The 11,070-nt window shown below is 35.9% G+C and carries 11 protein-coding genes and 1 pseudogene; 8 read left to right on the top strand and 4 right to left on the bottom strand.

Annotated features, from left to right (window positions below):
- Positions 1-11 precede the first annotated feature (11 nt).
- The 6 genes and pseudogenes from NG809_RS11815 (at position 12) to NG809_RS11795 (ending at position 4,115) form a co-directional block, all read left to right on the top strand.
- Positions 12-803, top strand: coding sequence for a hypothetical protein (locus tag NG809_RS11815; protein ID WP_262150873.1), 792 nt, complete (start codon positions 12-14; stop codon positions 801-803).
- 214 nt (positions 804-1,017) lie between these two features.
- Entirely contained in the window at positions 1,018-1,797 is a 780-nt protein-coding gene (locus NG809_RS11810) for a DUF6759 domain-containing protein (RefSeq protein ID WP_262150871.1), read from the top strand.
- A gap of 82 nt (positions 1,798-1,879) precedes the next feature.
- A complete protein-coding gene (gene trmB, locus NG809_RS11805) occupies positions 1,880-2,557 on the top strand; it encodes a tRNA (guanosine(46)-N7)-methyltransferase TrmB (RefSeq protein ID WP_262150869.1) in 678 nt (225 codons plus the stop codon).
- Between the two features lie 13 nt (positions 2,558-2,570).
- Positions 2,571-3,263: a DUF6759 domain-containing protein gene (locus tag NG809_RS11800; RefSeq protein WP_262150866.1), complete on the top strand. Its 693-nt coding sequence runs from the start codon at positions 2,571-2,573 to the stop codon at positions 3,261-3,263.
- A gap of 202 nt (positions 3,264-3,465) precedes the next feature.
- A pseudogene (locus NG809_RS18430) lies at positions 3,466-3,684 on the top strand (hypothetical protein); the annotation flags it as partial.
- Positions 3,681-4,115 carry a DUF6759 domain-containing protein gene (locus tag NG809_RS11795; RefSeq protein WP_262150864.1) on the top strand — a complete coding sequence of 145 codons (435 nt, stop codon included), beginning with the start codon at positions 3,681-3,683 and terminating at the stop codon, positions 4,113-4,115. The pseudogene NG809_RS18430 and the gene NG809_RS11795, both read left to right, overlap by 4 nt.
- Before the next feature lie 205 nt (positions 4,116-4,320).
- On the opposite strand, the gene rpsB is transcribed toward NG809_RS11795, so the two are convergent.
- The 4 genes from rpsB to NG809_RS11775 form a co-directional block, all read right to left on the bottom strand.
- Positions 4,321-5,082, bottom strand: coding sequence for a 30S ribosomal protein S2 (gene rpsB / locus NG809_RS11790; RefSeq protein ID WP_262150862.1), 762 nt, complete (start codon positions 5,080-5,082; stop codon positions 4,321-4,323).
- Positions 5,083-5,289: 207 nt separating this feature from the next.
- A complete protein-coding gene (gene rpsI, locus NG809_RS11785; RefSeq protein ID WP_262150860.1) occupies positions 5,290-5,676 on the bottom strand; it encodes a 30S ribosomal protein S9 in 387 nt (128 codons plus the stop codon).
- Between the two features lie 7 nt (positions 5,677-5,683).
- Positions 5,684-6,139 (bottom strand): 50S ribosomal protein L13, encoded by a 456-nt coding sequence (gene rplM, locus NG809_RS11780; protein WP_056075141.1) that lies wholly within the window; start codon positions 6,137-6,139, stop codon positions 5,684-5,686.
- A 127-nt stretch (positions 6,140-6,266) separates the two neighbouring features.
- Positions 6,267-6,599: a hypothetical protein gene (locus NG809_RS11775; RefSeq protein WP_262150858.1), complete on the bottom strand. Its 333-nt coding sequence runs from the start codon at positions 6,597-6,599 to the stop codon at positions 6,267-6,269.
- A gap of 211 nt (positions 6,600-6,810) precedes the next feature.
- Between NG809_RS11775 and NG809_RS11770 the strand changes: the two genes are divergently transcribed.
- Positions 6,811-10,182, top strand: coding sequence for a methylmalonyl-CoA mutase family protein (locus NG809_RS11770; RefSeq protein WP_262150857.1), 3,372 nt, complete (start codon positions 6,811-6,813; stop codon positions 10,180-10,182).
- A gap of 108 nt (positions 10,183-10,290) precedes the next feature.
- Complete coding sequence (locus NG809_RS11765; RefSeq protein WP_262150855.1) at positions 10,291-11,070, top strand: hypothetical protein; 780 nt, start codon at positions 10,291-10,293, stop codon at positions 11,068-11,070.

Below are 11,070 nucleotides of genomic sequence, written 5' to 3'. Positions count from 1 at the left end.
TGCAACATTATATGAAGAAGTTTTTTACTCTTTTGATTTTGGGTTTTATTGCTCAGATCAATGCACAAATATATTCCGGTGAAGTTTTTTTAAGAGACAATTCGCAGATGTACCTTAATCAGGTTTACGTTACCAATTTGAAGACCATGCAGACTGTACTGGCCAACTATAACGGTAATTTTCAGTTATCTGCAAGCCCTGGAGATGTAGTAAGATTCACAAGTATCGTTACCGAAAGAAAAGATATTAAAATTACGCCCAACATGCTTTCGGGAAATAATCTTGTAGAGTTGATGATTGCCTATTACGATATTCAGGAGGTTGTCATCAGCAGATTCAGACCTACCGGAAATCTAAGATTTGACGTTAATTCTATCCGAAAGGAAGATAAAAAATATGCTTTGAAAAAAGTGATCGGACTTCCCGAGCCAAAAGGTGATGGCTCCCCTCCCGAACTTCCTGTTGCAGGCTTTCGCGATGGCGGGCTTACATTCAGCATCGAAAGTATTTTTGATATTCTTTCCGGTGAGCGAAAGAAAAAACAGCGTTATGTAGCTTACGAAAGAATGAATTCTTCGGTTACTCAGATCAAAAATGTTTTGGGCACAGAGTATTTCACAAGATTCAAAATTCCTGAAAACCTTATTGATAACTTCCTGCAGTTTGTTTACACTTCAGAAAATATTGAAGTTTACGTCCAGACAGGAAATTTTGATGCAGTAAAAATGCCGATAGAAAAGTATGTTCCGATTTATCAGCGAAGATTGAAAAATTCTAATTTACAGGATATTATTAAGAACTAAAACAGATTCAGGTTTTAACATTTTTAAATTTTAAAAATCAAAACCAATAAAATCAATAAAAACTTTAATTAAAATCAAATCAATCAAGCATCAAAAGACTGATTAACAAACGCTAAGGTTAAATTTAAGATTTCCCTGCTGTTGTTATTAAATATCTGTTTCTTTTAAAATACTTATTTTTGACAGAAATTAAAGCAAAAAATCATTCAAGCACATGAAGAACCTTTTAATTTTTCTTTTGACTTTATCTTTCGCAGGAGTATCGGCACAGAGAAAAGGAAAAGATTACAGCAATATACTCAAGAGTAAAAATATCTATGAAATCAACGCCTTTCTGAGAGATGCCCATCCCGATGATCCCAAAAGAGTAATCCTGAAGCCAAGAGTGATGGAGATGATGAAAGAATACATCAGCGCAGCAGCAGATCCCAATGACAAAAAGGTAAAAGAAATGCAGGAAGATTTGGCTATGCTGAAAAGAAAACCTTCTACAAAAATTACTTTTGAGGAGTTTAATCAGAAAATCAAGGATAAACAAATTGCAAAATACCGCGCGATTCTGGCTTCAAATAAAGTTCCCGTAAACTATACCAAAAGTAACCGTCAGAATGTTTATGTAACCGCTACCCCAGCAAATTCTAAAGCAGCTGTCATCGCAGATACTGAAGCGGATGAATTTAATATGCTGATGGGAATGAGCTCTGCTGAACATAAAGATAAAACAGTGAAAATCCTGAACTCTCTTTTTGATAACGACCCGAATTCCAAAGAGGCAATTGTAATGATCGAAAATAAATCAGACTGTAATATCATTGTAAGAATGGAAGGTATTGGAAACACAAAATACAGACTTGCAGTTCCTGCACATGACGATAATTCTGTGGTGGTAGCAAAAGGCAACTATTTATTTACCAGCATCGTTTGCGGAGCGCAGTATGCTTCACAGAAAACCATCCAGAAACCGATTATGGTAGCGCTGGGAAGTTCGAAATAATTTACATTAAAACCTTAATATCAACGAAAAGAGACGCTTGCTGTCTCTTTTTTTGTATTTTTGCACCTTTGAAAATTGAAACATGGGTAAAAATAAATTAGCAAGATTTGCAGAAAACAAAACACTTCCGAACGTCGTTCAACCCACAAGAGAGGAAGCTTTAAACGGTTTTCCGCTGAAGGGAAACTGGAATAAAGATTTTTTTAAAAACGACAATCCTATTGTTTTGGAATTAGGATGTGGAAAAGGTGAATATTCTGTAGGTTTAGCTAAAACTTTTACTGACAGAAATTTCATTGGTATCGACATCAAAGGTGCAAGATTCTGGTTTGGTGCGAAAGAAGCCGTAGAAAACAATATGCGCAACGTAGGTTTTCTCAGAAGTCAGATTGAGCTGGTAGAACATTATTTTGCTGAAAATGAAGTAGATGAAATCTGGATTACTTTCCCCGATCCGCAAATTAAATACCGCAGAACCAAACACAGACTCACCCACCCCGATTTTCTGGAGCGTTATAAAAAATTCCTCAAGCCGGGCGGAATCGTTCATTTAAAAACAGATTCTGAGTTTTTGCATGGATATACTTTAGGCTATCTGCAAGGTGCAGGACATGAAATTATTTCTGCCCACCACGATATCTACGGAGCTGCAGAATATGACCCGAATACTCCGCATCTAAGAGACATCAAAACTTATTATGAAGAACTTTTTTCGGCAAAAGGAAAAACGATTACTTATATAAAATTCAGAATAAAATAAAAAGCACAATGTGATGAAGAAAATTTTGTTCCCCCTTGTTTTCTTCGGTCTCACCATTCAGTCCTGTGTCTCTAATGAACACAGAGACAATATTTTAAACAGTACAAATATTGCTGAGATTGAAGAATACATTTCAAAAGCACATCCTGAAGATCCTAAAAGACGGGTTTTAAAGCAACGCGTTATCGCCCTCAAAAATGCTGATTGGGTAAAAGGCAGAAAAAATGCAAAACCGATGGCTGCCAGACCCGTGATTCTTGATTTGCCATCCAAAAACTCTTTTAAAAAAAATTCTCCTGAGTCTGAAGCTGTCTTTAAACAACTTTTAGCTGAAACACATGAAGAACACAAACAGAAAACAACACAACTTCTGAATGCCATTTTTAATCAGGACATCGCCAGCAACGAGGTTATTTTACTACTTAAAAACAATTCAGACTGCAACCTTGTGTTGGAAATTTCGGGTAAAAAATTCTATAATCTTCCCGTACCTGCAAAAAGTGAAAACTCGCTGGTTTTAGACAAGGATACATACACTTTGTCTGGAAATGTCTGCGATGTACCTTACAAAAGTGTAAAGCAGTTTACAAAAGGAGCAGTTATCATCCTCAGCAATCCGGAAACCGTTAAAAAAGAAGAGTTACAGCCAGAAGTAAAGAAAACACCACCTCCTAAGGAAAAGAAAAGCGCTAAAAAGAGGAAGTAATTTCTTAATAAAAAAATTAAAATATCTACCCTTTCGCAATGCCCATTGTGAAAAGGTTTTAAATTCTATTTTCTTAAATCGATATTATTAGCGAAGTTTACCTGATTTTAATTCAATAATAAGAAATCAGAAAAGGACATTATATTTTATCCCTTGCCGACAATCAATACGTTTATGTTGAATTTAAGAAACCGATGTAAATTATCATATTTTAGATATGAGCGGAAGAATTATGCTTCAAAAATCAGATCACGTAGTTTCAAACCGTTTGGAGATTAATGTTTCATCAATTTCTGAAAGAACTTATATGCTGAGAGTAAAAAGCAGTTCTGATGAGTTGACGAAAAGATTATTATTTCACATTAAATTTAAGGTAAAACAAATTAAATTATTTAGCTTTAATCTTTATTTAATTCAATGAAGAATCTTTTTGCTGTATTAATATTACTTTCCATCATAGGATGTGAAAAAAGGCATTCTGTGCAGAAAACAGTCCGGACAAATTCTACAAAAACATCTGCGCCTGTCGTTATCAGGCAGACCGAAACAGAATTTGAGCAACTTATGAAAACCCATAAACCTGAAACTGCAAAAGTTTTGGAAGATTTGCTGAATGGTTCGGAAGGAAAGCCAGAAACATCCATCAGTGTCGAAAATAAATCGGCCTGCAACATGGTTTTAACAGTAAGCGGCCCCAATTTTTTCAAAAAAATCCCGATTCCGTCGGGGAAGATTGGAAGTACCATGGTTCCAAAAAATCAGAAATACAATTTATCGGGAATGGTTTGCAAGGCGGTGTATCAGAATACGAAGTTTGTGAGCACGTCGTATTCTATAACGATCACAAATTAATTTTTGTCAAGTTTGATTAGGATCAGAGATAATGTTCCTACGGAACGCGCCTATCGCAAGAACGCTTTTTTCCACACAGATTTTGCTCCGATGGAGCAATTTAACTCAAATATTCGCAGTTCTAATCACTAAAAGAATTATTTATCAACACAAAAAAACCGCAGACAAAAATCTGCGGTTTTAATATTTTAAAGATAATCTTCAATTATTCAGCGTCGAAGTCTGCATCTTTATCAGCAGAAACTACTTCACCATCTTCTTTAGATTTTTCTTTATCAGCTTTTCTCTGAGTCTGACCTTCTTTGATAGATTCTGAAACAACGCTCAAAATCATATCAATAGACTTAGAAGCATCATCGTTTCCTGGGATAACGAAATCTACTTTTCTTGGGTCAGAGTTTGTATCAACAATACCGAAAACAGGGATACCTAATTTCTTAGCTTCAGTTACAGCAATGTGTTCTCTCATGATATCTACAACGAAGATTGCAGAAGGAAGACGCACCATGTCTGAGATAGAACCTAAGTTTTTCTCTAAGTTAGCTCTTTGTCTGTCAACTTGTAATCTTTCTTTTTTAGATAAAGTTTCGAACGTACCGTCTTTTTTCATTTTGTCGATAGAGTTCATCTTCTTTACAGCCTTTCTGATAGTTACAAAGTTTGTAAGCATACCACCTGGCCATCTTTCAGTAATATAAGGCATATTAAGTTCAGCAGCGTGCTTAGCAACTACCTCTTTCGCCTGCTTTTTAGTAGCTACGAAAAGAACTTTTTTACCTGCAGAAGTTAATTTTTCTAAAGCGTTACAAGCTTCATCCAATTTAACAGCTGTTTTATGTAAGTCTACAATGTGAATACCGTTTTTCTCCATGAAAATGTATGGAGCCATATTTGGGTTCCACTTTCTGGTCATGTGACCGAAGTGTACGCCAGCCTCTAGAAGGTCTTTTACATTTGCTTTTGCCATGTTTTTGTTTTTTGTTAGTTTACTTTCCGCTTTTTAAACAATCAACGCATTCTTTAGATGGGAGAAGCGTTTGGATGCTAAACATAACGGGCAATTGGCGTTTGGCTGATTGCTTTTGGCAATTGGCTTTTCGCCGGGATTAAGTTTAAATAAAATTTAATAAATTCCTGTAGCCAATAGCCAGAAGCCATTCGCCAGCAGCAAATCTTAACGTTTTGAGAACTGGAATCTCTTTCTTGCTTTTTTCTGACCTGGTTTCTTTCTTTCCACCATTCTTGCGTCTCTTGTAAGTAAACCAGCTGGCTTTAAAGATAATCTGAATTCAGCATTGATTTCGCATAGAGCTCTGGAAATACCCAATCTGATAGCCTCTGCCTGACCTGTATTACCACCACCGAAAACATTTACGGTAACGTCGTACTGACCAACAGTTTCAGAAAGGATGAACGGCTGGTTTAATTTGTAAACCATCACGTCTGTAGAGAAATAAGTTGCAGCCTCTTTACCGTTTACTGTAATCACACCAGTTCCTGGCTTTACGTAAACTCTTGCTACAGAAGTTTTTCTTCTTCCGATTTTGTGAACTATAGACATAATTTAATTATTTAAATTCGTTAACATTAATTGTTTTCGGCTGTTGAGCTTCGTGCTTGTGCTCAGTTCCTTCATATAAATAAAGGTTTTTAAGCAATGCAGATCCTAATCTGTTTTTTGGAAGCATACCTTTTACAGATTTTTCCAATACTTTTAAAGAATCTTTTTTCTGAAGTTCAAGAGCTGTCATAGACTTCTGTCCACCAGGGTAACCTGTATGCCAGATGTAAGTCTTATCGTTCCACTTGTTTCCTGAAAGAGTAACTTTCCCAGCATTCAAAACGATTACGTTGTCACCACAATCTACGTGAGGTGTGTAATTCGTTTTGTGCTTACCTCTCAAAATCTTTGCAACCGTAGAAGCTAGTCTTCCTAACGGCTGTCCTTCAGCGTCTACCACAACCCATTCTTTATTTGCAGTAGCTTTGTTCGCTGAAACAGTTTTGTAACTTAATGTATTCACACGTTTTAGTTAAAGATTAAACATAATTTTCCCTTAAAAGGGTGTGCAAAGGTACACTTTATTTTTTGAACAGAAAAATATTATTTAAAATGTCTTGAGAATATCTTTCATCTTCATTTTCACCTCTTTACTTTCGGGAAGCTCTGTTTGATCTGAAACTTGCAATAAAATAATAGGCAACAAACACCGTAGAAAATTTCAGAATAGACGGAATGGCAAGTTCAACATTAAAGATCAAAACACCCACAACAACTAAAATAATCATTGCTAAAAAGGAGAAACTCATTTTCTGAACCAGTTTAAAATCACCCATATCAAGATAATAGGCCAATCCCCAGGCAATCCCGAATGATAATGCATAATAAACTTCCAACCCCAGATCTTTGGTGTCCGTAAAAAAATAATTAATCAGGAAACTGACAACCGTTCCGAGTGCGAAATACAATAATGCTTTTTTCATACCTTAAATAATTGTGCAAAAATAAAGTTTTTTTCAAAGAATAAATTTTAAACTAAATAATCTGTGGCTCGAACTATCAAATGTTAGGCTTTAAGTGAATTCTCAATTTGACAAATTAGATTAAATCACTCAAAACCAATTAAATATATTATTAAATTTAATTTTTATTAAATTGTTATATTTGAAAACTTAGAAATTTTCTACAAACAATATGGAAACCCAAAAATATACTCCAACAAACAAAGTAAGAATTGTAACAGCAGCTTCCCTATTCGATGGGCACGATGCGGCTATCAATATTATGCGCCGTGTGATTCAGGGAACAGGATGCGAAGTTATCCACCTTGGTCACGATAAATCTGCTGAAGAAGTAGTAAACACTGCGATTCAGGAAGACGCCAACGCTATTGCACTGACTTCATATCAAGGAGGTCACAACGAATATTTTAAATACATCTACGACCTTTTAAGAGAAAAAAACTCACCGCAAATCAAAATTTTCGGTGGTGGTGGCGGTGTAATTCTGCCCGAAGAAATTGAAGATATTATGTCTTATGGAATCGACAGAATTTATTCTCCGGACGACGGTCGTGAGCTTGGTCTTCAGGGAATGATCGATGATTTGGTGAAAAGATCAGACTTTGCAACAGGAAAAGAAGTGACTGCTGAAGATTTAGACAATATCAGTTTCGAAAACTCCGCAAGCATTGCAAAAATCATTTCCGCCGTTGAAAACTTCTCAGAAGAAAAACCTGAATTAATAGAAGAAATCAATAAAAGAGTTGCTCAGCTCCCCTCCCTTGGAGGGGTTGGGGGAGGAATTCCGATCATCGGTATCACTGGTACCGGTGGAGCCGGAAAATCCTCTTTAACTGATGAATTGGTAAGACGTTTCCTCCGTTCAAATCCTGGTAAAAAGATTGCCATTATTTCCATTGATCCTTCAAAAAAGAAAACAGGAGGTGCACTTTTAGGAGATAGAATCCGTATGAACGCGATCAATGACCCAAGAGTTTATATGCGTTCGATGGCGACGAGAGAAAACAACGTTTCGGTTTCTCCGTTCATTCATTCCGCTTTAAATGTTTTAAAATTGGCTCATCCGGATGTTATCATTTTGGAAACTTCAGGGATTGGACAATCAGGTTCGGAAGTTTCAGATTTTGCTGATGTTTCAATGTATGTAATGACTCCTGAATACGGTGCTTCTACTCAGTTGGAAAAAATCGATATGTTGGATTATGCAGATTTGGTTGCTTTAAATAAATCAGATAAGCGTGGTGCTTTAGATGCACTTCAAGCCGTTAGGAAACAGTTCCAGAGAAACCATTTGTTGTGGGAAAGTCCGTTGGATGATATGCCGGTTTATGCAACAAAAGCATCTCAGTTCAATGACCACGGAACGACCGATTTATACAACAGATTAATTGAAAAAGTTAATGCTAAATATTCTGACTTAAACCTTCAAGGATTTGTTGAACAGGAGGTTTCAGAAGACATCACGATTATTCCTCCAAAAAGAGTTCGTTATTTATCTGAAATAGTTGAAAATAATAGAATCTACGACGCTAATGTTGAAAAACAAGCCGAACTAGCAAGAAAAATGTATCATATTGAAGGGGTTAAAAAATTCCTTTCCAATGAAACGTTAGATACTGAATATCAAAAAGCAGAAAAAGATCTTCAACAGGAAAACATCGACTTTTTGAAAAACTGGGATGATACGAAAGAGGCTTTCAAGGCTGAATTTTACTCGTATTTCGTTCGTGGAAAAGAAATTAAAGTTGAAACCTCAACAGAATCTCTATCCCATTTAAAAATTCCAAAAATTTCTCTTCCAAAATATACTGATTGGGGAGATTTGATTAAATGGAAAGGTCAGGAAAATCTTCCTGGAGGATTTCCTTACACGGCGGGAATTTATCCTTTCAAAAGAACCGGAGAAGATCCAACGCGAATGTTTGCCGGAGAAGGAGGTCCTGAAAGAACGAACAGAAGATTCCACTACGTTTCTGCGGAAATGGATGCAAAGCGTTTGTCAACAGCGTTTGACTCTGTAACTTTGTATGGTCAGGATCCTGCTCTACCACCGGATATTTACGGAAAAATCGGAAATGCAGGAGTTTCTATTGCAACGTTAGACGATGCTAAAAAATTGTATTCCGGATTTGATTTGGTCAATGCAATGACTTCGGTTTCAATGACCATCAACGGACCTGCGCCGATGTTGCTGGCTTTCTTTATGAATGCAGCGATTGACCAGAATGTTGAAAAATATATTGCTGAACATAAGCTTGAAGCGAATGTTGAGAAAGCTTTAAAAGCAAAATTCGACGATAAAGGTTTAGAAAGACCAAAATATAACGGAGAACTTCCGCCTTCTAATAATGGTTTAGGTTTAAAATTATTAGGACTTACCGGAGACGAAGTGATTCCAGCGGAAGCTTATGCAGAAATTAAAGCTAAAACAATAGCGACCGTTCGTGGTACCGTTCAGGCAGATATTTTAAAAGAAGATCAGGCTCAGAATACCTGTATTTTCTCCACTGAATTCGCCCTTAGATTGATGGGTGACGTTCAGGAATATTTCATCACAGAAAAAGTGAGAAACTTCTACTCTGTTTCAATTTCTGGATATCATATTGCAGAAGCGGGTGCAAATCCGGTTTCTCAGTTGGCATTTACATTGGCAAATGGTTTCACGTATGTGGAATATTATCTGTCAAGAGGAATGAACATCAATGATTTTGCACCCAACTTATCCTTCTTCTTCTCCAACGGTATCGACCCTGAATATTCAGTAATCGGACGTGTAGCAAGAAGAATCTGGGCAAAAGCAATGAAATTAAAGTACGGAGCCGATGAAAGAAGCCAGATGTTGAAATACCACATTCAAACTTCGGGTCGTTCGCTTCACGCTCAGGAAATTGATTTCAATGATATCAGAACAACGCTTCAGGCGCTTTATGCAATTTACGATAACTGTAATTCACTTCACACAAATGCGTATGACGAGGCAATCACAACTCCGACTGAGCAATCTGTAAGAAGAGCGATGGCGATTCAGTTGATTATCAATAAAGAATTAGGATTGGCGAAAAACGAAAATCCGCTTCAGGGTTCATTTATCATTGAAGAATTAACGGATTTGGTGGAAGAAGCAGTTTATGCAGAATTTGACAGAATCACAGAAAGAGGCGGCGTTTTGGGTGCAATGGAAACAATGTACCAACGTTCGAAAATTCAGGAAGAATCGATGCATTATGAATGGTTGAAGCATACAGGAGAATATCCGATCATCGGGGTAAATACTTTCTTAGGAAAAGACGGTTCGCCAACGGTTCGTCCGGGAGAAGTGATCCGTTCGACTGAGGAAGAAAAACAGGTTCAGATTGAAACACTTCATAACTTCCAGAAATCTAATGAGGATAAATCCGAAGCCGCTCTGAAAACTTTACAACACGCTGCCATCAATCAGCAGAATTTATTTAATGTGATGATGGATGCCGTGAAATACTGTTCGCTTGGGCAGATTACCAATGCTTTGTTTGAAGTGGGTGGTAAATATCGTAGAAATATGTAGTCCGTAGCCGGACAGGCAGTTTTTACTACTAACTGTTTAAATATAAATCAAACCTCAAGGATTTTCTTTGAGGTTTTTTTGTATTTTAGATTTAAATAAAACCCTAAGATGAAAAAACAATTCCAAATAAAAGAAGCTTGTCAGCAGCGTTGGGATGACATGCTTGAAGTTGCAAATGGAAAACATTGTGATGTATGCAATAAAAAAGTTTGGGATCTGGATAAACTTTCAGAATCTGAAATTCATGAGATTACAGAAAGTAATGATTCAATTTGTGGCAAAAAATCTTTTATAAAACCTGCTTTTTCAAGATTTCTTTTAGTCTTGACATTAACATCAGTAACAAGCATACATGCTCAAAATGAAAATAAATCTTTGATTGAAAATATTCATCAAAATGAAATTGAAATTAAAGGTAAATTAGTTTCAAAAGAGAAAAGAAAACTAGTTTCTGGAGAAATTTCTTTGGTTACTTTAGAAAAACTGTATTCAGCAAAAGCCGATGAAAAGGGAAATTTTACACTGAAATTTCCAGAAAAAATATTATCAGAATATAATATTATCAGAATTGATTATACTGTTTTAGAAGCTAACAATAAAGAATTTACAGATTATAAATCCTCAACTTTTAGAACAACTGAACTTCTAATAAAAGAAAACTTTGAAATAGAAGAAAGATATGTAACAATTGGTGCGGTTGTAATTACAAATCCAAAACCACCAGATTTCTATTATCTTGATGGAAAAAAAATAGCAAAACGTAAGTTTGAAAAATTAAAAAAAGAATTCCCTGATTATAAATATTTGGCATTTTATGATGAAGTGACTGTACAAAAATTTACTAAAAAAAGCTTTGTCGACAATTTATATTTGCTCTATTCAAAATAA

The sequence above is a fragment of the Chryseobacterium foetidum genome, from assembly GCF_025457425.1.
Classification (GTDB): domain Bacteria; phylum Bacteroidota; class Bacteroidia; order Flavobacteriales; family Weeksellaceae; genus Chryseobacterium; species Chryseobacterium foetidum.
The sequence above is the reverse complement of the archived record's forward strand: the minus strand, read 5'-3'. Positions and strand labels throughout refer to the sequence as shown.

Bases quoted from the DNA above. Each gene is read 5' to 3' on its own strand.
- NG809_RS11815 (WP_262150873.1), top strand. From the start codon at position 12: ATGAAGAAGTTTTTTACTCTTTTGATTTTGGGTTTTATTGCTCAGATC.
- NG809_RS11810 (WP_262150871.1), top strand. From the start codon at position 1,018: ATGAAGAACCTTTTAATTTTTCTTTTGACTTTATCTTTCGCAGGAGTA.
- trmB (WP_262150869.1), top strand. From the start codon at position 1,880: ATGGGTAAAAATAAATTAGCAAGATTTGCAGAAAACAAAACACTTCCG.
- NG809_RS11800 (WP_262150866.1), top strand. From the start codon at position 2,571: ATGAAGAAAATTTTGTTCCCCCTTGTTTTCTTCGGTCTCACCATTCAG.
- NG809_RS11795 (WP_262150864.1), top strand. From the start codon at position 3,681: ATGAAGAATCTTTTTGCTGTATTAATATTACTTTCCATCATAGGATGT.
- rpsB (WP_262150862.1), bottom strand. From the start codon at position 5,082: ATGGCAAAAGCAAATGTAAAAGACCTTCTAGAGGCTGGCGTACACTTC.
- rpsI (WP_262150860.1), bottom strand. From the start codon at position 5,676: ATGTCTATAGTTCACAAAATCGGAAGAAGAAAAACTTCTGTAGCAAGA.
- NG809_RS11775 (WP_262150858.1), bottom strand. From the start codon at position 6,599: ATGAAAAAAGCATTATTGTATTTCGCACTCGGAACGGTTGTCAGTTTC.
- NG809_RS11770 (WP_262150857.1), top strand. From the start codon at position 6,811: ATGGAAACCCAAAAATATACTCCAACAAACAAAGTAAGAATTGTAACA.
- NG809_RS11765 (WP_262150855.1), top strand. From the start codon at position 10,291: ATGAAAAAACAATTCCAAATAAAAGAAGCTTGTCAGCAGCGTTGGGAT.